Annotated in this window: 21 protein-coding genes; 8 read left to right on the top strand and 13 right to left on the bottom strand. The window is 64.8% G+C overall.

Annotated features, from left to right (window positions below; all coding sequences use genetic code 11):
• The first annotated feature begins 120 nt into the window (after positions 1-120).
• Complete coding sequence (gene kbl / locus ABB27_RS15225) at positions 121-1,335, top strand: glycine C-acetyltransferase (protein ID WP_057629634.1); 1,215 nt, start codon at positions 121-123, stop codon at positions 1,333-1,335.
• A gap of 205 nt (positions 1,336-1,540) precedes the next feature.
• On the opposite strand, the gene ABB27_RS20065 is transcribed toward kbl, so the two are convergent.
• From ABB27_RS20065 to ABB27_RS15205, 4 genes are all read right to left on the bottom strand, one after another.
• Positions 1,541-1,828 (bottom strand): hypothetical protein, encoded by a 288-nt coding sequence (locus ABB27_RS20065; protein ID WP_152984618.1) that lies wholly within the window; start codon positions 1,826-1,828, stop codon positions 1,541-1,543.
• An 80-nt stretch (positions 1,829-1,908) separates the two neighbouring features.
• A complete protein-coding gene (locus ABB27_RS15215) occupies positions 1,909-2,769 on the bottom strand; it encodes a pseudouridine synthase (RefSeq protein WP_083491341.1) in 861 nt (286 codons plus the stop codon).
• Positions 2,770-2,795: 26 nt separating this feature from the next.
• Positions 2,796-3,293 carry a hypothetical protein gene (locus ABB27_RS15210; RefSeq protein ID WP_057629632.1) on the bottom strand — a complete coding sequence of 166 codons (498 nt, stop codon included), beginning with the start codon at positions 3,291-3,293 and terminating at the stop codon, positions 2,796-2,798.
• A 199-nt stretch (positions 3,294-3,492) separates the two neighbouring features.
• Positions 3,493-4,599 carry an OmpA family protein gene (locus ABB27_RS15205; protein WP_057629631.1) on the bottom strand — a complete coding sequence of 369 codons (1,107 nt, stop codon included), beginning with the start codon at positions 4,597-4,599 and terminating at the stop codon, positions 3,493-3,495.
• Between the two features lie 382 nt (positions 4,600-4,981).
• Here ABB27_RS15205 and ABB27_RS15200 point away from each other — a divergent pair, with 382 nt between their 5' ends.
• Both ABB27_RS15200 and yczE read left to right on the top strand, forming a co-directional pair.
• Positions 4,982-6,007: a zinc-binding alcohol dehydrogenase family protein gene (locus ABB27_RS15200; RefSeq protein WP_057629630.1), complete on the top strand. Its 1,026-nt coding sequence runs from the start codon at positions 4,982-4,984 to the stop codon at positions 6,005-6,007.
• An 84-nt stretch (positions 6,008-6,091) separates the two neighbouring features.
• Positions 6,092-6,709, top strand: a complete 618-nt coding sequence (yczE, locus tag ABB27_RS15195; protein WP_057629629.1) for a membrane protein YczE — start codon at positions 6,092-6,094, stop codon at positions 6,707-6,709.
• A 27-nt stretch (positions 6,710-6,736) separates the two neighbouring features.
• On the opposite strand, the gene ABB27_RS15190 is transcribed toward yczE, so the two are convergent.
• Positions 6,737-8,707 carry an LTA synthase family protein gene (locus ABB27_RS15190; protein ID WP_161809666.1) on the bottom strand — a complete coding sequence of 657 codons (1,971 nt, stop codon included), beginning with the start codon at positions 8,705-8,707 and terminating at the stop codon, positions 6,737-6,739.
• Between the two features lie 243 nt (positions 8,708-8,950).
• Between ABB27_RS15190 and ABB27_RS15185 the strand changes: the two genes are divergently transcribed.
• From ABB27_RS15185 to ABB27_RS15175, 3 genes are all read left to right on the top strand, one after another.
• Complete coding sequence (locus tag ABB27_RS15185; RefSeq protein WP_057629627.1) at positions 8,951-10,981, top strand: NADPH-dependent 2,4-dienoyl-CoA reductase; 2,031 nt, start codon at positions 8,951-8,953, stop codon at positions 10,979-10,981.
• Positions 10,982-11,572: 591 nt separating this feature from the next.
• Positions 11,573-12,031 (top strand): cell wall hydrolase, encoded by a 459-nt coding sequence (locus ABB27_RS15180; RefSeq protein ID WP_057629626.1) that lies wholly within the window; start codon positions 11,573-11,575, stop codon positions 12,029-12,031.
• Between the two features lie 114 nt (positions 12,032-12,145).
• Complete coding sequence (locus ABB27_RS15175; RefSeq protein ID WP_057629625.1) at positions 12,146-12,763, top strand: glutathione S-transferase family protein; 618 nt, start codon at positions 12,146-12,148, stop codon at positions 12,761-12,763.
• Between the two features lie 75 nt (positions 12,764-12,838).
• On the opposite strand, the gene msrA is transcribed toward ABB27_RS15175, so the two are convergent.
• The 3 genes from msrA to msrB are packed head-to-tail and all read right to left on the bottom strand — an operon-like array spanning position 12,839 to position 15,878.
• Positions 12,839-13,573, bottom strand: coding sequence for a peptide-methionine (S)-S-oxide reductase MsrA (gene msrA / locus ABB27_RS15170; RefSeq protein ID WP_057629624.1), 735 nt, complete (start codon positions 13,571-13,573; stop codon positions 12,839-12,841).
• Between the two features lie 16 nt (positions 13,574-13,589).
• A complete protein-coding gene (locus ABB27_RS15165) occupies positions 13,590-15,341 on the bottom strand; it encodes a cytochrome c biogenesis protein DipZ (protein WP_057629623.1) in 1,752 nt (583 codons plus the stop codon).
• Positions 15,342-15,374: 33 nt separating this feature from the next.
• On the bottom strand, positions 15,375-15,878 hold the full coding sequence (gene msrB / locus ABB27_RS15160; RefSeq protein ID WP_057629622.1) for a peptide-methionine (R)-S-oxide reductase MsrB: 504 nt from the start codon (positions 15,876-15,878) through the stop codon (positions 15,375-15,377).
• Between the two features lie 146 nt (positions 15,879-16,024).
• Between msrB and ABB27_RS15155 the strand changes: the two genes are divergently transcribed.
• Together ABB27_RS15155 and ABB27_RS15150 are read left to right on the top strand one after the other, a co-directional pair.
• Entirely contained in the window at positions 16,025-16,744 is a 720-nt protein-coding gene (locus ABB27_RS15155) for a response regulator transcription factor (protein ID WP_057629621.1), read from the top strand.
• Entirely contained in the window at positions 16,741-18,255 is a 1,515-nt protein-coding gene (locus ABB27_RS15150) for a sensor histidine kinase (RefSeq protein WP_057629620.1), read from the top strand. The genes ABB27_RS15155 and ABB27_RS15150 overlap by 4 nt, the downstream gene beginning before the upstream one ends.
• 128 nt (positions 18,256-18,383) lie before the next feature.
• On the opposite strand, the gene ABB27_RS15145 is transcribed toward ABB27_RS15150, so the two are convergent.
• The 5 genes from ABB27_RS15145 to ABB27_RS15125 all read right to left on the bottom strand — a co-directional run bounded on the left by ABB27_RS15145 (position 18,384) and on the right by ABB27_RS15125 (position 23,179).
• Positions 18,384-18,653 carry a hypothetical protein gene (locus tag ABB27_RS15145; protein WP_057629646.1) on the bottom strand — a complete coding sequence of 90 codons (270 nt, stop codon included), beginning with the start codon at positions 18,651-18,653 and terminating at the stop codon, positions 18,384-18,386.
• A gap of 8 nt (positions 18,654-18,661) precedes the next feature.
• Positions 18,662-19,723, bottom strand: a complete 1,062-nt coding sequence (locus ABB27_RS15140) for a suppressor of fused domain protein (protein WP_057629645.1) — start codon at positions 19,721-19,723, stop codon at positions 18,662-18,664.
• A gap of 106 nt (positions 19,724-19,829) precedes the next feature.
• Entirely contained in the window at positions 19,830-20,309 is a 480-nt protein-coding gene (locus ABB27_RS15135) for a hypothetical protein (RefSeq protein ID WP_057629619.1), read from the bottom strand.
• Between the two features lie 141 nt (positions 20,310-20,450).
• Positions 20,451-22,445 carry a propionate--CoA ligase gene (gene prpE, locus ABB27_RS15130; RefSeq protein ID WP_275452871.1) on the bottom strand — a complete coding sequence of 665 codons (1,995 nt, stop codon included), beginning with the start codon at positions 22,443-22,445 and terminating at the stop codon, positions 20,451-20,453.
• A gap of 110 nt (positions 22,446-22,555) precedes the next feature.
• Positions 22,556-23,179, bottom strand: a complete 624-nt coding sequence (locus tag ABB27_RS15125; protein WP_057629617.1) for an RluA family pseudouridine synthase — start codon at positions 23,177-23,179, stop codon at positions 22,556-22,558.
• Positions 23,180-23,314 lie beyond the last annotated feature (135 nt).

The raw sequence follows: 23,314 nt of genomic DNA, 5'->3' as shown, positions 1-23,314 counted from the left end.
TGCACACCCATTACCGAGAAATGACTTAGACCGTGGCGCTTATAGCCTTTGCGCATGAAGACAGCGCCGGGACACGCGGAAGGCTAAAATTGGCGTTCCTCTTCACCGCAAGACCCTGCCATGACCGATACCGCGAACACCTCCCCGCTGACCCGGCACTACGCCGAGGAACTGGACGCCATCCGCGCGCAGGGGCTGTTCAAGTCCGAACGCATCATCACCAGCCCGCAGTCGGCCGAGATCACCCTGGACGACGGCCGCACCGTGCTGAATTTCTGTGCCAACAACTACCTGGGCCTGGCCGACCACCCGGAGCTGATCCAGGCGGCCAAGGACGCGCTGGACACGCATGGCTTCGGCATGGCCTCGGTGCGCTTCATCTGCGGCACCCAGGACCTGCACAAGCAGTTGGAAAAGCAGATTGCCGAGTTCTTCGGCAAGGACGACACCATCCTGTACGCGGCCTGCTTCGACGCCAATGGCGGCCTGTTCGAGCCGCTGCTGGGTGAGAACGACGCCATCATTTCCGATGCGCTGAACCACGCCTCCATCATCGACGGCGTGCGCCTGTGCAAGGCCAAGCGCTTCCGCTACGCCAACTGCGACATGGCCGACCTGGAAGCGCAGCTGCAGGCCGCCGATGCCGCCGGCTGCAAGACCAAGCTGATCACCACCGATGGCGTGTTCTCGATGGACGGCTTCATCGCCCCGCTCGATGAAATCACCGCGCTGGCCAAGAAGTACGGCGCGCTGGTGCATATCGACGAATGCCATGCCACCGGCTTCCTCGGCGCGACCGGTCGCGGTTCGGCCGAAGTGAAGGGTGCGCTCGACAGGATCGACATCATCACCGGCACCCTGGGCAAGGCCATGGGCGGCGCACTGGGCGGTTTCACCTGCGCCAGCGCCGAGGTGGTGGAACTGCTGCGCCAGCGTTCGCGCCCCTACTTGTTCTCCAACTCGCTGCCGCCGCACGTGGTGGCTGCCGGCATCAAGGCGTTCGAGATGCTGGCTGCGGCTGATGACCTGCGTGAAACGCTGCGTGAGAACACCGCCTATTTCCGCGAGAAGATGACCGCCGCCGGTTTCGACGTGAAGCCGGGCGTGCATCCGATCAGCCCGGTGATGCTGTATGACGCACCGCTGGCACAGAAGTTCGCCCAGCGCCTGCTGGAAGAAGGCATCTACGCGATCGGCTTCTTCTTCCCGGTGGTACCCAAGGGCCAGGCCCGCATCCGCACCCAGATCAGCGCCGCCCACAGCCGCGCCCACCTGGACCGCGCGATCGATGCCTTCACCCGCATTGGTCTGGAGCTGGGTGTGATCAAGGGCTGAGGATTGGCCTTGGATTGAAATGAAAACAGGCGCCGAAAGGCGCCTGTTTTGTTTTGTACAACCGACCGGTGCATTGCCGGTGGATCGCATCGTGTAGGAGCGGCGTAAGCCGCGAAGCAACCGGCCGATCCGATCCCAGGCATACCTGTGATTTCGAGATTGCCAGCTTCGCGGCTTACGCCGCTCCTACAACAACGTACTGCTCTCAGTTCTTCTTGGCCGGGGCTGGCGCTGCGGCGCCCTTGGCCACGCGGATGCCATTGGCCTTCATCCAGGCGTCGAACTGATCGGCGCTCATCTTCTGCTCGCCCTGCTGCATCATGAAACGGTAATTGCCCAGCGCGTCCTTGTCGGCGACCGGCGTTTCCACCCGTACTTCGATCGGCTTGTCGTCGTTCTTTGCCGTCTTCTTGCCCGAGGACGCACAGCCCGCCAATACCGCAACCGAAGCCGCCATGAGAACGATGCCAGAGACGCGGGAAAGAGCTTGCATGGCAATAACCTCAAGGAATTAGAGTCGCAGTCTAATCCATGACCTGAGCAAGTCCAGCTATTTGCCTGAATTAATTGAAATTAGTCACGTTCGGTAGCATGCGGAACTTTGCTGGCAACCTGCAGCGCATTCAGCTCGGCCTCGCTCAATTCGCGCCATTGGCCCTTGCCGAGTTCGCCCAAGGGCACCGGCCCAATCGCCACCCGCATCAGGCGCAGCACCTCCAGGCCCAGGGCCTTGAGCAACCGCCGGATATGGCGGTTGCGGCCTTCATCCAGCACCACTTCCAGCCACGCGGTGCGCTCGCCATGGCGCAGCAACTGCACTGAGTGCGCCGCCAGGTGCTCGCCCTCATCTTCAATGCCTGCGTGCATGCGTTCCAGCAGCGCCGCATCAGGCACAGCATCCACCTGCACCCGGTAGGTTTTCAAGGGGCCAGTGCTGGGCTCGGTAAGCCGCGCCGCCCATTCCGGATCATTGCTGAAGAACAGCAGGCCTTCGCTGGCCTTGTCCAGGCGGCCAACCGGCGCCATCCACGGCAGCCCGGCACCTTCAAAGCACTGGTAGACAGTGTCGCGGCCGTGCTCGTCCTGCACCGTGGTCAGCAGACCGCGCGGTTTGTTCAAGGCCAGGTACAGGCGCCGCGGCGCGGTCAGCGGCAGCCCATCCAGCAACACCTTCTGGCGACCGGCAACCACCGGAAATTCAGGGTCACGCACCACCCTGCCATCCACGCTGACGCGACCATCGAGCACCCGCCGCGCGGCCTCGGTGCGCGAACACACCCCCGCCTTGGATAGTACCCGCGCAAGACCATGCCGCTGCCCCGCCGGCGCCAGCTTGGCAGCAGCTGCGGCGCGGCTGGGCGTGCGCGAAAGCAAACGCCCGCCGGGCGTTGCGCGGCGGGCGTGCGGGTGACGCGGAGGCTTGGACGACGCCATTGCGGTTCAGGGCGGCCAGTGCCGCCTTACTTGACCTCGGTAGCCGGCTGCGCGGCGGCAGGTGCTGCGGCCGGATCCACGGCCACCGGACGGGCCTTGACCACGCGCACGCCACGCGCCTTCATCCAGGCGTCGAATTCCTCGGCGGTCATGCGCTTGCCGTTCTGGCTCATGTCAAAACGCCACGGCGTGTTGTCGAACTCGGTCTGCGGCTTGTAGGCGGCCGGATCATTGGCGTTGATTGCCGGGCGCGCCGGGATGGCGCTGGCGACGTTGTTGCAGCTTTCCACGCGCAGGCGCATCAACACGCGGTCCAGCGACTGCTCATCACTACCGGCCGAGCTCAATACACCGGACGGCATGCCCAGCTGACCCGGGCGCACATACAGCTCGGAGGCCACCGGTGCGATAAGCGAGGTCGCCAGCGGCGCAGGCGTCACTGCAGTGGCCGAACAATCCACGGCTGCATGGGCGGCAGGTACAGATGCCAGGGCGACAAGACCAGCCAGAGCGATACGCAGCATTGGATTTCCATTCGGCAAGATAACGCGGCGAGTGTAGGCAGCACCCGCAATGCTTTCAACCGTTATATGCGCGCAAGCTGCGATTGCGCGCCGACGTCACATAAATCCGGCGCTGGAAAAGCGCCAGGCACAAAAAAAACAAGGCCCGGCAGATGCCGGGCCTTGTCATGAAGCGAAGTACTGAAACCGAAACGTCAGATTAGTTCTGGACGTTCAGCTCGGTACGACGGTTCTTTGCACGACCTTCCGGGTTGTCCGAACCATCCGGGTTGGTGTTCGGAGCAATCGGACGGCTCTCGCCGTAGCCGATCGGGCCCTGCAGGCGCGACGCCGACACACCATTGGTGGTCAGGTAGTCGTACACAGTCTTGGCGCGGCGCTCGGACAGCTTCTGGTTGTAAGCGTCGGTACCCTTCGAGTCGGTGTGACCGGCAACTTCAACGCGCAGATCCGGGTAACGCTTCAGGATCTCGGTGGCTTCGCTCAGGATCGAGACAGCATCCGGACGCAGGGTAGCCTTGTCGAAATCGAAGTTGACGCCCTTCAGATCGATCGAGACCGGAACCGGGCAACCGTCCGGACCAATGGTCTGGCCAGGCTGCGAGGTCGGGCACTTGTCGTCGCAGTTGTTGACGCCGTCACCGTCGTCATCCAGGTCTGCGCAGCTCGGAGCAACCGGAGCCGGTGCCGGAGCAACAGCAGCCATCGGAGCCGGGCCCAGCGGAATCACGACACCGACCGAAGCCAGCACGTCGCCGAACCAATCCTGGTTCTTGGAATCGTTGCTGTACTCGCGGATCGACTGGTCGTCGAAGTCAGCGCGGTAGGCCAGTTCGGCACGCACGGCGACGCGCTTTTCGAACGTGGTCTGCAGACCGACGCCGACCTTGGCAGCCAGGTTGCCGTCCTTGCGATCAGCCAGCTGACCGTTGGTCTGGTGGTATTCCTCTTCGGCCTTCTGGTAGCCCAGACCTGCGAGCAGGTACGGGTTCCAGCCACGGCCTTCCTGGATGAAGTGGCGACGCAGGTCCAGCGAAACGCCGTACTGCGACCAGTTCTGATCCTGGTTGGCGTCGAAGTTCGGGTTCTGATAGTTCAGCTCGCCGTCCAGCGACCAGTTCGGGCTGATGAACTTGCCCAGACCCAGCGTGGCGAACGGAGCGTCGTTGGTGCCACGATCGCCGTCCTGGAAGTTGAAGCCGGCCGAACCGGTCAGGTACCAGCGGTCGTCAAATTCCTGTGCCGAAGCGGCCTGGGCAAAAGCCAGACCACCCAGCAGCGCGGCAGTAAGGATCTTCTTGTTCATGAAATACAGCTCCTTGTTTCGGGGGTATGAAACCGGTAGAGGCATGGTCCAGCACAGCGATAATCTTCGTCGCGTTCAGAGACGGCCGTTTCCTCACGCCATCGCGGTGCACATTATGCGCTTGGCCGTGAAGACGATGTTAACAGCCTTATAACAAATGACGCGACCACCAGACCTCTACATGTCCGGCTTGGCGCAACGTATACAGCTTGATCAAAGGACGCAAGAGTGAGCTGTCGCAAGGCTTCCCGGTAAATTGCTGCAGCGCAGCTGGTTTTATATGACAAACCCTTAATAAACGGGGCTTGCACCGCCGGTTAGCGCCAGCTGAACCGTTTGCTGGGTATGATGATTTTGCTCCCCCGTTACGGAACTTTTCCGCATGAAAGCAATCGGCCTGACCCGCTATCTCCCGATCGATGAAGCGGACGCGCTGCTTGATCTGGACCTGCCCGCACCGGCGCCACCGCAAGGACAGGACCTGCTGGTTCAGATCCAGGCTGTCTCGATCAACCCAGTGGACACCAAACTGCGGGGCCCGAAACCCGGCGAAGAAAACCCACCGCGGGTATTGGGCTTTGATGCGGCGGGTACGGTGGTCGCGGTTGGCCCGCAGGTCACCGCCTTCGAGGTGGGTGATGAGGTCTATTACGCCGGCGACGTCACCCGCCCCGGCTGCAATGCACAGCTGCAACTGGTGGATGAGCGCCTGGTCGGGCGCAAACCGACCACCCTGGACTTCGCCGAAGCCGCCGCCTTGCCGCTGACTACCCTCACCGCCTGGGAGCTGCTGTTCCAGCGCATGCCCTATCAGCTGGATGGGCGCCGCCATGTTGGCAAAACCCTATTGGTGATCGGCGGCGCCGGCGGCGTCGGCTCGATGGCCATCCAGCTCGCGCAACATGCCGGCTTCACCGTGGTGGCAACCGCCTCCCGCCCGGAGAGCGCGCAGTGGTGCCTGCAGATGGGCGCCAGCCATGTCATCGATCACCGCCAACCGCTGGCAGCACAGCTGCAGGCGCTGGACATCCACGCCGTGGACGCCGCGCTCAACCTGGCCAATACCGACCTGTACTGGCAACAGCTGGGCGAGCTGCTGGCCCCGCAGGGCCATGTCGGGCTGATCGTGGAACCGGCCAGCGAGCTGCGCATCGGTGATCCCTATAAAGCCAAATGCATCGGCATCCACTGGGAATTCATGTTCACCCGCGCCCGCTTCCGCACCGCCGACATGATCGAGCAGCACCGCATCCTGACCCGCGCGGCCAGCCTGATCGACGCCGGCGAACTGCGCACCACCCTGACCCAGCGCCTGGGCACGATCAATGCCACCAATCTGCGCCAGGCCCACCGCCAGCTGGAAGCTGGCCGCAGCATCGGCAAGCTGGCCCTGCAAGGCTGGGACTGACTGCTCCCGCACGCCTGAATCGCGCCGTCGTGCCTACCGACGACGGCGCGCCGGCCTCTTCCCTGCCAACTCGACCAGCCCGTCATGCCGTCCTTGAACCTTGTCTCACGCCTGCTGCAGTTGCTGCTGGGCCTGTTCCTGTTTGGTATCGCCTCTTCACTGATGATCCGTGCCGGCATCGGCATCGCGCCCTGGGATGTATTGAGCCAGGGCATCGCTCTGCGCAGCGGCTGGGGCTTCGGCCTGGTCACCAATATCGTCGGGGTCTGTGTGCTGCTGATGTGGTTGCCGCTGCGCCAGAAGCCCGGGCTGGGCACCGTGCTCAACGTGCTGCTGATCGGCCCCAGCGCCCAGCTCGGTCTGAACCTGCTGCCGCCCGCGCATGGACTGCAATGGCAGCTGCCGTTGTTTGCAGGCGGTTTGCTGCTGATGGCCGTCGCCACCGGGCTGTATATCGGCGCGCGCTTTGGGCCAGGGCCACGCGACGGGCTGATGACCGGCCTGCACGCCCGTACCGGCTGGCCGATATGGAAGGTACGCAGCCTGATTGAAGCCAGCGCACTGGCAGTGGGCTGGTTGCTGGGCGGCAATGTCGGCTGGGGCACGCTGGCCTTCGCCCTGCTGATCGGGCCGCTGTGCGGCATCACCCTGCCCTTGTTCGATCGGCAGCGGCGAGCGGTTGTGGCCGCGCCGGGCAGCTGAGCCACCGGCCCCGGTGGCCTGCGCTACTCAGCCTCGCCTGCGCACGACCTGCTGCCGGATGTGCCAGTCGCGCAGGGCGACCCAAGCGGCGGCCCGATGGGCCTGCGCCGCATTGGCTGCATCAGGCGCAACTCCCTGCACCTGCAGATGGCGCGAATCGCGCCAGCGGTGCAGCTGCGGCTTGTCCAAGGGCAACAGCAGGCCGGCGTGCGTATACAGGCGATCAAACTGGGCCAAGGCCTGGCCGCCATCGGGCGCCGGCTGCCAGAGGTTGCGGCCGGTGGCGAAATAACGCTGCCCCGGCAAGGCCAGTTCCACCAGTGTCGGCACCAGATCCGCATGGCCGGCAAAGGCGGTGGTATCCGGGGCGCTGGTACTGGGCGCATAGGCCGCTGGCACCCGCATCCAGGCAAACACGCGATCCACGTCCACCTGCTCGGCCGGCAGGTCGTAGCGGTAATGCGAACGCAGATTGTGATCGCCGGACATCGCCACGATGGTGCGCTCACCCAACGGCTGCTCGCGCAACTGCTGCAGGAAGCCGCCCAGCTCATCGGCCTGGTATTGATAGGTGGCCAACATCATCCGCAGTTGCTCGGGATCGGCCAGCGCGCGTGGTCCCAATGCGGCGGGGTCCAGCGGGTACTCGTGGCGTGGCGTGTCCAGCGTATGCGGCGGATGATTGCTGGTGGTCAGCAGTACCAGGAACAGACGTTCGCCACGGGCATCGGCCTGGGCCAGCAGCTCCTGCGCAAACTGGAACAGCCAGCCGTCATACAGCCCCCACTCGGTACCGCGGGCCTTGCCAAACCGCTGTTTGATATCGCGCGCATCATAGACCCGGTCAAAGCCCTGGTGGGTCAGCGCGGTGCCGATATCGCGCCAATCGCTGCCACCGCCGTAGACGAACACGGTGCGGTAACCCGCCCGCTGGAACGGCAGCGCGGCGGCGGTATCAAACCCCAGCCGCGCATTGCGCCCGCGCGTAAGCGGTGTGATCGGCGTACCCAGCAACAGGTTCTCCAGGGTCGGATGAGTACCGTTCTGACCTGCGATGAAATTCTCGAAACGCTGCCCGGTAGGCAGTTCGCCACGCAGGCGGCCGAGCATGTCGTTGCCGGGGCCATCGGCGTACAGCAGGTCCTGCCCGAACGACTCCAGCAGGCCCAGCACCACGTGCGGTGACTGTGCCAGCGCGCGCGGCTGCCCCGGTGCCTGCGCGAACAACGCCGCCTCGATGTGCTGTGGATCGGCCGAACCCAGCCCGGCGGCCTTGGCAGCATCGGCAAGGTCGGCAAACCCCAGCCTCTTCAAGCCCACCGTGGGGTCCTGGCTGATCTCGGTCTCGTTGGCGCGGGTGCGCGCGGCGCGGTACAACGTCAGCGGCGCATTCAGCACCAGCGCATTGACGAAGGGATCGGCCGAGACGGTCACATCCCGTCGGATCAACGGAAAACTGCCGACACTGCCGCGCGCCAGCAACAGCAGCAGCACGCATTGCAGCACCAGCAACAACGCCCGCCCCCAGGCCCCGGAAGCGCGCGGCCAACGCACTGCCAACCAGCCACCTGCGCGCGGTATGAGCCAACGCAGCGCGCCGCCCACCAGCAGCAAGCCCAGCACACCCCAGACAACCGGGTAGTCGTCCCAGACCGTCTCCAGAATCGCGCCGGTATCGTCCTCGAACATGCCGAACACGATGGGATCGAAGCGCGTCTTGTAGAACCCGTAATAGAAGTGTTCGCAGATCGAAAGCACGGCAAACAGCATCAGCAGGGCCAAGGACAGCCATTGCGCCAGCCTTATCGCCAATTCACGCCGGCCACTGAGCCATACCGGCACCATCAGCAGGCCAATCAGGCTGGCGCCGATTGCGCCGGCAACCAGGTCATAGCGCAGCCCGCGTCCCAGCGCCGGCCACAACAGCGCCAGGCCACGTTCGGCGCCGGCGTAATCCCACCACATGAACAGGCGTGCCAGCCCACCCAGAATGACCATGCCCGCCACCAGCAACCACAAACGTGGCAACAGGCGCGCTGTGCGATTTACAGCAAGAGTATTGGAGGGTGTTACAGACATGGATATCCCACTACAGACAATCCGTTGCCGGGCGGCGGAGGCGCATTGTAATGACGCTGTAATCCAATTGCTGCACGGCCATGCCATGGCGGCAAGTGCAAGGATTGAGGCCAGCGCGATTGCCAGTCAGAATGGGCCATTCCATACGCAAGCGTATCCAGCATGACGCCAGCCACCGACACCGCCTACCCGCATCTGTTCGCCCCGCTGGATCTGGGCTACACCCAGCTGCGCAACCGCATCCTGATGGGCTCGATGCATACCGGGCTGGAAGACCATGCCCGCGGCTTCCCCAAGCTGGCTGCCTACTTCGGCGAGCGCGCGGCTGGCGGTGCGGCCCTGCTGGTGACCGGCGGCTTCGCTCCCAACGTGGTTGGCTGGCTGACCCCGTTCGGCAGCAAGCTGTCCTGGCCCTGGGAAGTCAGCCGCCACCGCCAGGTGACCGCTGCGGTGCATTCACACGGCGCCAAGATCTGCCTGCAACTGCTGCACGCCGGCCGCTACGGCTACCACCCGCTGCAGGTGGCCCCGTCCAAGCGCAAGGCACCGATCAACCCCTTCACCCCACGCGCGCTTTCGGCCGGCGGCGTCGAACGGCATATCGCCGACTACGCCCGCGCCGCGAAATACGCACGCGATGCCGGCTACGACGGCGTCGAGGTGATGGGCTCGGAAGGCTATCTGATCAATGAATTCATCGCCCCGCGCACCAATGGCCGCAGCGATGCCTGGGGCGGTGACGCGGCCAAGCGCATGCGTTTTGCGGTGGAGATCGTGCGCCGCATCCGTGAGGCCTGCGGCCCGGACTTCATCATCATCTACCGGCTGTCGCTGGTGGACCTGGTCGAGGACGGCAGCAACTGGCAGGAGATCGTGCAGCAGGCGCAGGCCATCGAAGCGGCCGGCGCGACCCTGATCAACTCCGGTATCGGCTGGCACGAGGCGCGCATTCCCACCATCGCCACCTCGGTACCGCGCGCCGCCTTTGCCGGCGTCACCGCCAAGCTCAAGCCGCACGTCGGCATTCCGCTGATCGCCACCAACCGCATCAACATGCCGGACGTGGCCGAGGGCATCCTCGCCGGCGGCGGCGCCGACATGGTGTCGCTGGCCCGCCCGCTGCTGGCCGACCCACAGTGGCCGGCCAAGGCCAAGGCCGGCAAGCCCGAGGCGATCAATACCTGCATTGCCTGCAACCAGGCCTGCCTGGACCATGTGTTCCAGCAGAAGCGCGCCAGCTGCCTGGTCAACCCGCGTGCCGCGCACGAGACCGAGCTGGTCTATCAGCCGACCACCGCCGCCAAGCGCGTGGCCGTGGTGGGTGCAGGCCCGGCCGGCCTGGCCTGCGCCACGGTGGCGGCCGAGCGCGGTCACCAGGTCACCCTGTTCGATGCAGCCTCGGAAATCGGCGGCCAGTTCAACGTGGCCAAGCGCATCCCCGGCAAGGAGGAGTTCCACGAAACCCTGCGCTACTTCCGCCACAAGCTGGCCGAAACCGGGGTCAGCGTGCGACTGGACACGCCAGCAGATGTGAACACGCTGGCCGAGTTCGACGAAGTAGTGGTAGCCACCGGCATCAGCCCGCGCAAGGTCAGCTTCGCCGGCGCCGACCATCCGATGGTGGTCAGCTACCTCGACATATTGCTGGGACGGGTAAAGGCCGCCGACAAGGTGGCCATCATCGGCGCCGGCGGCATTGGCTTCGATGTCGGTGAGTTCCTGGTGCACGAAGGCCCCTCGCCTGCGCTGGACCCCGCCCGCTGGATGGCCGAATGGGGCGTGGATACCAGCTTTGAAAGCCGTGGCGCGCTGGCCAAGCCGCAGCCCGAAGCGCCTGCCCGCAAGGTCTGGCTGCTGCAGCGCAGCCCCGGCAAGCCCGGCGCCAAGCTCGGCAAGACCACCGGCTGGATCCACCGCGCCACGCTCAAGGCCAAGGGCGTGAAGATGCTCGGCGGCGTGGAATACCTGGGCGTGGACGACGCTGGCCTGCGCATCCGCATCGACGGCCAGGAGCAACTGCTCGACGTCGGCACGGTAGTGGTCTGCGCCGGCCAGAATCCGCGCCGTGAACTGGCCGATGCATTGCAGGCCGCCGGCCGCAGCGTACACATCATCGGCGGTGCCGATGTCGCCGCCGAGCTGGACGCCAAACGCGCGATCGATCAGGGCAGCCGGGTCGCTGCTGCTCTTTAAACAAGGCAGCAGAAGCTGGAAACCAGCACCGTAGCCCGGGTAAGCGCAACGCACCCGGGACGCATTGCGTCGTGGTCTTTCCGCTAACCAGGTCGGCCGATCATCCCGGGTGCGCTGCGCTTACCCGGGCTACGGGTGGTCGGCAAAAAGTTGCCGGCATCTCGACCGAAGAGTGACCAGCGATGCGGCCGGCGGCAATGCGCTCGCACTGGCTGCAACTCGAAAAAAAGCGTGATGAATCTCGCAATATTTCAACGCTAAAGTCTTGATCAGCGCGGCCTCGAATCACCCCAGCGGTGTGCCCGCAAAATCCTGAATGCGCGTACCCGGGCAAAAACCGACCCTGGCAACAAACCTGAATGTCAACAATGGTCGTTCAGGATGAGTTTGGTGTTCGCCCCCTAACTTGCGCCAACTTCCGCTCACCCACCAGTTCTGGTGAGCAAGGCGCAGCCCTCCCACAATCTATTGGGGCTGCCCACGGGGCGGCCCCGATGCCACGGCCGCCTCCCCATAACGCCAAGTCGCAGTGTTGTCCGGCTCCCTCGAGGGAGGCAGGTCGGCTGCGGCCCACACGGAGCAAGGAGATTTATGAAACTGGCTTGGATTCTTTGGTTGTCGCAGATGTTGCCGCAACCCGCAGCCGATTCGTTGTGCCTGAGCACGACCGTATACCTGGAAGCCCGCGACCAGACCCTGCGCGGCCAGCAGGCCGTGGCCGAAGTCGCCCTGCGGCGGCTGGACAGTGGCCTGTGGGGTGACTCGATGTGCCAGGTAGTCACCGCCCGCAAGCAGTTCGCCCCGACCCTGGTCGCCCCCGGCACCCAGCTGCGCAACAACGATGCCTGGGCCGAAGCCGTCGACGTGGCCTTTGCCGCCGAGCGCAACTGGGCCCTGCCCAATGGCCAGCGCAAGGAGATCGTGCCCGGCGCCAGCCATTTTGCCGCCCACGCCATCGCCAGCCCGAGCTGGCGCAATGCCTACCAGGTGGCAACCATCGGCGGGCATACCTTCTATAAGGTGCAGTCACTGAAGCCACGCGCTTCCTGAGCCGGCTGAAGGCCTGCCGCAGCGGCACGCCAGCTGTCTGCTACCTGCCTGCACACTGTGCAACACGCTTGTGGCGATAATGTCGGGGTCTCAACACCCCGAGGTAGCCCTCTGATGAAGCTCTACAGCAAGCCCGGCGCCTGTTCGCTGGCCGACCATATCGCCCTGATCTGGTCGGGCCTGCCGTTCGAAGTGCAGATCGTGGATCACGCCACGATGAAGTCGCCCGAATACCTGAAGATGAACCCGGCCGGCGCCGTGCCGGTGCTGGAAGACGATGGCTGGGTGCTGACCCAGAACGCCGCCATCCTGCACTACATCTGCGACAAGGCACCGGCCGCCGGCCTGGACGGCGGCAGCGACCCACGCACCCGCGCCGAGGTCAACCGCTGGTTGTCCTTCGTCAACGCCGACCTGCACCCGACCTTCTTCCCGATCTTCGGCGCGACCAAGTACCTGGAAGACGAGGCCGTCATCGCCCGTACCCAGGACAATGCCCGCAGCAAGCTCAAGGTCCTGTACCAGCGCCTCAACGACCGTCTGGCCCAGGTTGACTGGCTGGGCGGCACGCCGCGCGCCTCCATCGCCGATGCCTATACCTTCGTGACCCTGCGCTGGGCGCGCGGCCTGAAGATCGACCTGGCCGGCATGGACGCATTGGACCGCTTCGAGCAGCGCATGCGCGCCGACCCGGCGGTGCAGGCCGCAATGACGGCCGAAGGACTGAGCTGATCCAGGTTTCGCGCTTCAACACACGGGCCGCCGGTTGCATGACCGGCGGCCCGTTGCGTTCTGGTGGCACCGCAACTAGCGCGCCGACAAGGTCATGACCAGACGCGGCTGCTCGCGGTACAAGGCCGGATACTGCTGCTTCAAGGCAGCCACCTTGGGCAGGTCATTGATCCGGATATAGGCCGACTCCGGGTTCAGTGTCAGATAGTTCTGGTGATAGCCCTCGGCCGCATGGAAGGCCTTGCCGCCGTCCACCTGGGTCACCAGCGGCGCCGCAAACACCGCGCTGCGCTGCAGTTGGGCGATATAGGCGCGGGCGGCATCGCGCTGTGCGGCGTCATCGGCGTAGATGGCCGAGCGGTACTGGCTGCCATGGTCCGGGCCCTGCCGGTTGAGCTGGGTGGGGTCATGCACCACCGAGAAGAACACCTGCAACAACTGCCCGTAGCTGACCTGCGCGGGGTCGTAGCTCACCTGCACCGCTTCGGCATGGCCGGTGCCACCGCCACTGACCCGCGCATAGCTGGCATCGGCAGTGCTGCCGCCGATGTAGCCAGACACCGCGTTGTCCACGCCCTTGATGTGCTGGAACACACCCTGCACACCCCAGAAACAGCCGCCGGCAAACACCACCCGCGCCTGTTTGACGCCGGCCTGCTGCAGATCGGCCGCGCCGGTCGGGGCCGGCACGCGTTGCACCACCGGTGCCGCCTGCGCCGAACGGTCCAGGCTGAACACCGAGAACACCAGCAGCCCCGCAACCAGCGCGGCGATGCTGAAGGCAACAAGTTTGTCCATGCTGATTTTCATTGCGGCGCTCCCGTGTTCAACCAAACGTGAAGGCATAGGCGCGCACACCCGGGTCGAGGAACTCGATCTCGAACGTACGTTCGCGCACGTCGCCGTCCTGACGAATCAACTGATACAGGCGGTTCTGATCCACCACGCCCTCGCCCTGCGCCGACACATCGGCGCCGGCTGCGGCCTGCGGGGCCTGGCCATCGATGCGCACGCGGAAACGCACCGGCCGTGCCGGATCCTGCGGTGCCAGCACCAGATGCAGGTCACGGGCATGGAAGCGGAAGGCAACGCGGCCACCGCCCTGCTCCAGCTGCGCATCCTCGGCACCCACCGTCCAATGCCCACCCAGCGCCCATTGGTTGAGCTGCAACTGCGCCGGCAAGCTGTACTCGCTGACGCGTCCGGGCTGCAGGCCGCCGGGCGAGGCGAAGTGCTCGGCGCGGGCGTGGCCGATATAGGTTTCCGGGGACTTCAGGCTGCCCATGTCGGCCTGGCGCTCAACCCCGCTGCCTTCCATGCGCATCGCAGGTGCCGCATCACCCGGCAGGCTGTTGCCGGCCTCGCGCAGCAGCTGGCGGATGATCTGCTCGGACTGCGCGTAGTTGCCTTCGCCGAAGTGATGGGCGCGGATGCGTCCCTGCGCGTCGATGAAATAGTGCGCCGGCCAATACTGGTTGTTGAAACCACGCCAGATCGCAAAATCATTGTCGATGGCCACCGGGTAATCGACCTTCAGCTCGGCCACCGCGCGCTGCACATTTTCCAGCTTGCGCTCGAAGGCGAACTCCGGCGCATGCACGCCTATCACCACCAGCCCATGCGCCTTGTAGCGCTCGGCCCAGTCGCGCACATAAGGCATGGCACGCAGGCAGTTGATGCAGGAGTAGGTCCAGAAATCGACCAGCACCACCTTGCCACGCAGTTGCTGCGCATCCAGCGGTGGACTGTTGAGCCAGCCGGTGGCACCGGCCAGCGAGGGCATCTGCCCTTCCACCGGCAGCGCCCCGTTGGCGGCATCACCCGCGGACATCATCATCGCCGCGCCTGCCGCCGGCTGCTGCGTGGGCAGCACGTCCAGCAACCGCTGCTCCAGCCTTGCCGTGCTGACCGTCGACAGCCGGGTCAGCAGGCCGGTATCCCAGCCCATCGCAATCGCCACCACCGCCAGCAGAGCCGCGACACCCAGCCCGCGCCGGATCCACTCGCCCACCCCCAGCCGCTGCTTCAAGGCGGTGAACACGCGCCCGCCTATCCACACCGCCAGCGCCAGCGAGGTCGCCGCACCCAGCGCGTAAGCCAGCAGCAAACCGGTGGTACCCACATTGGCACCCTGCAGGGCAGCCCCGGTCAGGATCAGGCCCAGAATCGGCCCCGCGCACGGCGCCCACAGCAGGCCGGTAGCTACGCCGATCAGCAGCGAGCTCAGCACGCCTCCCTGCCCCGCGTCGGCCGCGGCACCCAGCCGCGCACCCGCGCGCTGCAGCGGCGCCAGCAGGCGGTCGGCCAGCGCCGGCCACAGCAGCGCAAGCGCGAATAGCGCCATCACCACCAGCGCGATCCAGCGCCCGATCTGGTTGGCCTGCGCAACCCACTGGCTGCCCACCGCCGCCAGGCTGGCAACCACCGCGAACATCAAGGCCATGCCAACCAGCAGGGGCAAGCCGCTGCGCAGGAACGGCCGGTCGGCACGCGCGAACACGAACGGCAGCACCGGCAGGATGCAGGGGCTGAGCAGGGTAAGTACGCCGCCGAGGTAAGCCAGTACCAACAGGAACATGGAGGAATCCTTCTTGAAAGAATCAAACGCGGCTCAGGCCGCGACAAACTGCAGGGCAACGCCGTTCATGCAGTAACGCAAGCCGGTCGGGCGTGGGCCGTCTTCGAATACATGACCCAGATGGCCGCCGCAGCGCCGGCAGTGCACGGCCACCCGCAGCATGCCGAAGCTGCTGTCACGGTCCTCGCCCACCGCGTCGTGCAGCGGCGCCCAGAAGCTGGGCCAACCGGTGCCGCTGTCGAACTTGGTCGCCGAGGAAAACAACGGCAGCGCACAGCCGGCACAGTTGAAGGTGCCGCGGCGGTGTTCCGCATTGAGCGGGCTGCTGAACGCCCGCTCGGTGCCCTGCTGGCGCAGCACCGCGTACTGCGCGGGGCTGAGCTGCTGGCGCCACTGCGCGTCGCTGCGCATCACTTCGAACACGGCCGAACGCGCTGGTGCGGCCGGGGCCGGGCCATTGCAGGCGGTCAGCCCCAGTACGCCGGCTGCGGCCGCCATGCTACCGATACCAAGCAACCTGCGACGGGTGAGGCTCATGAGCGGTCTCCAGCCAGGGACGATGTCGCCATGCTGCGCCTGCCCCGGTCAACGAATCCTCACGCAGAGTTAAATTCTTCGTGACACATCGGCGCGCCCTTCCAAGGACAATGCCAGCCATCCACCCGAGCCGGCCGCAGGCATCGATGAGCAGCACAAAACGCATCCTGATCGTCGAAGACGATGTGCATATCGCCAACCTGCTGCGCATGCATCTGCGCGACGAGGGCTACGAGGTCAGCCATGCCGCCGGCGGCGATGAGGGCGTGCGCCTGCTCGAAAGCGGACAGTGGGATGCACTGGTACTGGACCTGATGCTGCCCGGCGTGGATGGCCTGGAAATCTGCCGCCGCGCGCGCGCGATGACCCGCTACACGCCGATCATCATCACCAGCGCACGGGCCAGCGAGCTGCACCGCATCCTCGGCCTGGAACTGGGCGCCGACGACTACCTGGCCAAGCCGTTCTCGATGCTGGAACTGGTGGCGCGGGTGAAGGCCTTGCTGCGGCGCGTGGAAGCGATGGCGCAGAACGCGCGCATCGATGCCGGCGCGATCGACGTGGCCGGCCTGCGCATCGATCCGGTCGCACGCACCGCGCAGGTTGATGCACGCCCGCTGGAACTCACCCCGCGCGAATTCGACCTGCTGTACTTCTTCGCCCGCCACCCCGACCAGGTCTACTCGCGGATGGAGCTGCTCAACCAGGTCTGGGGCCATCAACACGATGGCTACGAGCACACCGTCAACACCCACATCAATCGCCTGCGCAACAAGATAGAGCATGACCCGGCACTGCCGACGCGCATCCTCACCGTATGGGGACGTGGCTACAAACTGGCCGCCGCTGGCGGGAGCCCGGCATGATCCGGCTGACCCTCTCGCAACGTCTGTCGCTGGTGTTCTGCGCGTTGCTGCTGATCTGCTGTGGCGCGCTGGCCTGGCTGCAGATGCGCAGCAACCGCATGCATGAGCAGGAAACCGTGCAGCGCCTGTCGCGCGGGCTGGCCGAGCACATCGCGCGCAGCGGTGAACTGATGGATGCGCGTGGCATCCGCGATCGCGAAGTACGCGCGCTGTTCGGCAAGCTGATGTCGGTCAACCCCAGCGTCGAGGTCTACCTGCTCGACGATGCCGGCCGCATCCTCGGCCACGATGCACCGGAGGGGCATCTCAAGCGAGATCGGGTTGATCTGGCGCCGGTGCACGCGCTGCTGGCCGGCGACAGCTTGCCGATCTTCGGCGACGACCCGCGCAGCAGCAGTGGCCGCAAGGTCTTCAACGCCGCACCGCTGTGGGTGCAGGGCCGCCAGGTCGGCTACATCTATGTGGTGCTGGTGGGCGAGCAACGCGAAGCACTGGCCGCCGATATCGCCGCCAATGCCACCGTGCGCAACACGCTGTGGTCATTGGCGATCGTGGCGGTATTCGGCCTGCTCGCTGGCCTGATCGCCTTCCGCTGGGTCACCCGGCCACTGCGCCAGCTGACCCGCCGCATCCAGTCATTCGATGTGGACAGCGGCGACCCGCAGCTGCCCTTGCCGCCGACGCCATTGCGGGCCGGCGAACGCGATGAACTGAGCATCCTGCAACACAGCTTCGCCCATCTGGGCCAACGCATCGGCGAGCAATGGCAGCAGCTGCGCCAGCAGGACCTGCAGCGGCGCGAGCTGGTCGCCAACCTGTCGCATGACCTGCGCACGCCGCTGTCATCGCTGCACGGCTATCTGGAAACACTGGCGCTCAAGGATGCCAGCCTCAGCGCCGACGAGCGCCAGCGTTACCTGGCCATCGCCTTGTCGCAGAGCCACAAGGTGGGCCGGCTTGCGCAGGCCTTGTTCGAGCTGGCGCGGCTTGAACATGGCGGCGTGGTGCTGGAGCTGCAGACGTTCTCGCTGCCGGACCTGGTGCAGGATGTGTTGCAGAAATTCGAACTGGCCGCGCAGTCGCGCCAGCAGCGCCTGGATGCGGAAATTCCCGCAGGGCTGCCGCCGGTGGAGGCCGACCTTGGGCTGATCGAGCGGGTGCTGACCAACCTGCTGGACAACGCGATCCGCCACACCCCGGCAGGCGGCCGCATCACCATATCGTTGCGTGCGCTGGATGATGAAGTAGTGGTTCGCGTTGCCGACCCGGGCCCCGGCATTCCACTGGAACGCCGGGACGGACTGTTCAACACGCCCGCTGCACTGGGCAGCCAACGCCCCGATAGCGGCGGCCTCGGCTTGTTGATCGTGCACCGCATCCTGCAGCTGCACCATCGCCAGATCCGGCTGCTGGACAGCAGCCAAGGCGCGGTGTTCGAGTTCTCATTGCCACTGGCAGCCAATAGCCATCGCCCGCCCTCACCACCGCCGTTTGAGCATCGCCGCGCTTGACTCACAGCATCCTATGGCCGCTAGCGAGTCCAGCAACCTAAACCAGCAATCGCCTTGCATCGTTCGCTGCAATCGAACCATCCGATACTTGAGCCAACCTGCAAAGCGGGCTTGGTTTGGATAATTATTCAGCGGATCAGTCCGTTGCTCGCAAGCAAGCGCAGCAGCACGTTGAAACCGAAATCGGCCAGCTCAGCCTGAGAAAGCGCTGCAAGGTCGTTGAGCTCGCCTGCTGGGTAATCCTTGAACGTGAACAAATTTTTATAAGCCCACCTGCCCGGCTCCCCGTTCATCCTGGCCGCATCATCAAGGATCACCCTCAATGAGCCATCCGGATGCTCTGCCAAGCTGCAGATAACGCCCATGTCTTTGACTGGTGCTTCCTGGGAACTGTTCATGGCGCCCATCAACCAATCTCGCGGATCACGCCGCCCTGTCCATCGCGCAGCAGCGTCGGCCGCACTTCGATCTGCAACTTTCCACCCGGCAAGGGATACACACCGCGTTCGGCACGCACGCTAGCCAACAACGCGGTCAACGTGGCATCGGAAAGCACGCAGCGTGCGCTGTCGGCATCGGTTTGCAGATCATCCATGCGGCCCGGTTCAAACCGCCACTGCCTGTCCTTGCCAAGCACCACCAGAGGCTTGTCGTGATGCAGGCGCAGTGGCAACAGTTCCAGCACGCTGGGCACCTGGCCGGCGCCCAGCACCAACGTGGTGGTCGCACCCTCAACGCGCCAATCCAGGGTCTCCACGAACAACATGCCGGTGCTGGAGCCCTCACGCTGACTGCCTGCCTCCAGCTGCGCCGCCAGCGCCGGATCGCGCAGCAGTGAATCGCGGCCCAGCTCGGTGATCCACAGCGGCATCGCCGGTTCCATCACCGTCAACACACCGAGCGTGGACCAGCGCTTTACCGCTGCCATCTCGTCATCGGTCAGTCCGACCAGCTGCAGGAAATTCAAGCGCCCGTTGCCGGTAGCGATTGCCGGCAACTGCGGATCGGCGACGAATGCCAGATGCCGCAGCTGGGTATCGGTATCCAGCGCGATCGGACCATTGGCATCGAGATGATGCCCTGCTTCGAACACGTTGCCGCTGCTGAACACATAACGCGCAAGATTCTGCATCAGGTTCATCGGCCAGGCCGGCGGCTCGCCGTGCTGGCTTTCACCAGGCGCAGCGGCCAGGCGGAAAGTCAGCTCAAAACCGAAGCCGCTCTCCTGCGGATCGTCGCTCTGCTTGTCGTACAGCTCGGAAAAGCCGTAGCTGACGTAATGCCAGTGCGGACGGGGTGCTTCGCTCCAGTACACGCTGATCCCATCCAGGGGATCGTTGCCACCCAGGGTATGCGACAGCACGGTGCCGAAATGTCGCGGCTGCTGACCCGGATACAGCGCAGCCATGGCCGCGTTGATTGCATCCCAACCCGCGGTGCTGATCTGACCGCTGTCTTCCTGCGTCATGCAGGGCACTCCAATGAAGGACAAGCCCACATCATAGTGCCCACGCAACGCGGCAGCCTGCGCACAGCCTTGGCCACCGCCCTTGCGGGCGGTGGTCACATCAGCATCAGCCCACCACCAGTGCGCGCGTTTCTTCCAACCAGCGGCTGGCAAACGCCGGGCTCTTGGCCTTGCCCAGCGCAGTGGACAGCTCCGGCCACAGTTGTTCCAGGCTGACGGCAGTCTTGCTGCGGTCGATCTTCAACTGGATCAGATAGCCCTTCAGGCCCAGGTGCTTGCGCACCGATTCGGCCATCCAGTCGCGTAGCTGCTGGTAGCGCAGCGGGTCGTCGCCCAACTGCGTGGTCACCGGCAATACCGGTGCTTTCTCGGCACTGCCAGCAACCGCGTCGATCAGCTGCAGGGCAGCCAGTTGCTGCAATACGTCCTCCGGCGCGCGCAGGCCCTGCGCCATCTGCTGCAATTCGCGCTCATCGCGCTGCCCGTCCACCAGCAACAGCACCGAGCGCAATGCCGGTGCCAGCTTCAAGCCACGGTTCTCGATCTCCAGGCGGCCAGCGGCCGTCTTGGCATAAATGAATGCCATTCCCCCTCCCTCTTTTGTGCATCGCAATACGTTAGGTGCGCATGCTTCCGGAGCCCCCGCCCCGGAATCTGCAACGCAGCTGCCCACCTACCGCCCCCTTGCGATCACCACCGCACCGTGGCCTGACGGCCAAACTGCGTGCTATTTCCCCAGCACGCGGCGGATTTCTTCCAGTGCGCCCGGGTCGTCGAGTGTCGACAGATCACCGGGGTCACGCTGTTCGGCCAATGCCTGCAGTGAACGCCTCAGCAGCTTACCCGAACGGGTCTTGGGAAGTGCATTGACGATATGGACATGGGCCGGGCGCGCCACCGCACCCAGGGATTGAGTGACCTGCTGCACCATTTCCGCCGCCAGCTGCGCTGCGTTGTCGTCCGCCCGGGTCTGCTTCAAGGTCACGAAGACCAGCGGCACCTGCCCTTTCAACTCATCGTGCACGCCGATAACCGCTGCTTCGGCGACGCGGGGATGGGCGGAGATGGCTTCTTCGATCTCGCGCGTGCCCAGGCGGTGACCGGCCACGTTGATGACATCGTCGGTGCGGCCGAGGATGAAGGTATAGCCTTCCTCATCGCGGATGGCCCAGTCCAGCGAGCTGTACAGCAGCTCCTTGAAGTGGCTGAAATAACTTTTGAGGAAACGCTCGTCATCGTTCCACACCGTGCTCATGCAGCCCGGCGGCAACGGCGGCTGGATCACCAGCACGCCCTTCTGCCCGGGCGCGACTTCGGCGCCACTCTGTTCGTCGATCACCTTCATCTTGTAGCCAAGATTGGGGAAACCCGGCGAGCCGAACTTCACCGGCTTCATCTCCAGCCCCGGCAACAATGTCAACGCCGGCCAGCCGGTCTCGGTCTGCCAGTAGTTGTCGATCACCGGCTTGCGCAAGGCACCGCTGATCCACTGCGCGGTCGGCTCGTCCAGGGGTTCGCCGGCCAGGAACAGGTATTTCAGCTCCGACAGGTCATGCCGGTTGATGAAGTCGATGTCGTGCTTTTTCAAAACGCGGATAGCGGTTGGCGAGGAGAACATCGTGCGCACACCGTATTGCTCGCACAGCGCCCACCAGATGCCTGCATCGGGATTGATCGGCAGTCCTTCGTACAACAAGGAGGTGCAGCCGCCGATCAACGGGCCGTACACATTGTACGAATGCCCCACCGCCCAGCCGACATCGGAGGTGGAAAACATCACCTGGCCCGGCCCGCAATCAAACACCGTACGCATCGACTGCACCATCGCCACCGCATAGCCGCCAACGTCACGTTGCACACCCTTGGGCTTGCCGGTGGTGCCGGAGGTATATAGCAGATAGCTTGGCTCGTTGGACTCCAGCCATTGCACCGGCACCTCGACATCACCGAGCTGTGCACGCAGCGCGGCATAGTCTTCGTCGCGGCCGGCGATGCGCGGTTCGGCCGCATCCAGTCCGCGCGAAACGATCAGTACTTTCGCTGGCGGCGTGCGCGCTTCTGCGCAGGCGGCATCCACCATCGCCTTGTACGGGATGACCTTGCCACCGCGCATGCCGGCATCGGCGGCAATCAGCAGCTTCGGCGCCGCGTCGTCGATACGCAGTGCCAGGTTGTGCGCAGCGAAACCGCCGAACACCACCGAGTGCACCGCACCGATACGTGCACAGGCCAGCATCGCAAATACTGCCTCGGCCATGTTCGGCATGTAGATGACAACGCGATCACCACGGCCGACGTCGAGCTTGAGCAACACCGCAGCGAAGGCATTCACTTCGCGGTACAGCTCGCGATAGGTCAGCTCACGGGTGACATTGGTTTCGGTGGAGATGGCTACCAGCGCCAGCTGGTCGCCGCGTTCGGCAAGGTGCCGGTCCACCGCGTTGTAGCAGAGGTTGGTTTCGCCACCCACGAACCAGCGGCGGAATGGTGGATTGCTGTAGTCCAGGATCTGCTGCGGCGGGCGGTGCCAATGAATGGCCTTGGCTTCTTCGGCCCAGAAAGCTTCCGGCTCTTCAATGGAACGGCGGTAGATCTGCTCGTACTGCACGACACCCTCCGGTAACTGCCTGGTTGTTTGTCGAGCATAGTCCGGGGGATAGGGTCGGCTCCCTGCGACGATGGTCTTAAGACCAAAGGCCAAAAAGCCAGAGCTTGCCCTCACCCCAACCCCTCTCCCGTAAACGGGAGAGGGGCTCGGATCGCGTCGGCCGCCAGTGCACTAGCCCTCTCCCGCGAGCGGGAGAGGGTTGGGGTGAGGGCAAGCTTTTGCTTTTAGAAAGGACATTCCGAAACAAACGCCAACGCCACACCGGTAAGCGGATGCACAAGCTCCAAACGCCGCGCATGCAGGCACACCCGCAGCGCAGGCTGCGCGTCGTACATCACATCGCCCACGATGGGATGCCCGATGCTGGCCAGATGCAGGCGCAATTGATGACTGCGCCCGGTCACCGGCTCCAGCTCAAGCCGTGTGGTCTGCGCCGCCGTATCGCGCGCCAACACCCGCCAACGCGTCAACGAAGGCTTGCCCAGTTCAAAACTCACCATCTGCTTGGGACGGTTCGGCCAGTCGCAGATCAGCGGCAGATTGATCTCGCCGGCCTCGCCCTCGACCAGGCCCTGCACCAGCGCTTCATAGCGCTTGCTGACCTGACGCTGCTCGAACTGCTTGGACAGGGCGATCTGCACCGGCTTGCCACGCGCGTAGAGCATCAAGCCCGAGGTCACCTGGTCCAGCCGGTGCACGGTCAATGCATCCGCATAGTCCAGCTGCAGGCGCGACACGACGCAGTCCTGGTTTTCCGCCAGTCGCCCGGGCACGGACAACAGGCCGGCCGGCTTTTCGGCCACCAGCAATGCCTCGTCGATGTAATGCAGCGCGATCTTGTCAGTCATGTCCAAAAACAAAATGTAGTGCCGAGCAATGCTCGGCAGGGGCCTTGCCACGCATGTGGAAGCGGCACTCACAACTTCCGATCATGCTCGTCTCAGCCGGCGAGCAGCTACCCCTCCCCAACCCTCCCCTTCGCT

This window comes from Stenotrophomonas terrae (genome assembly GCF_001431465.1).
Taxonomy (GTDB): domain Bacteria; phylum Pseudomonadota; class Gammaproteobacteria; order Xanthomonadales; family Xanthomonadaceae; genus Stenotrophomonas; species Stenotrophomonas terrae.
This window is presented reverse-complemented; position numbering and strand designations above follow the sequence as displayed.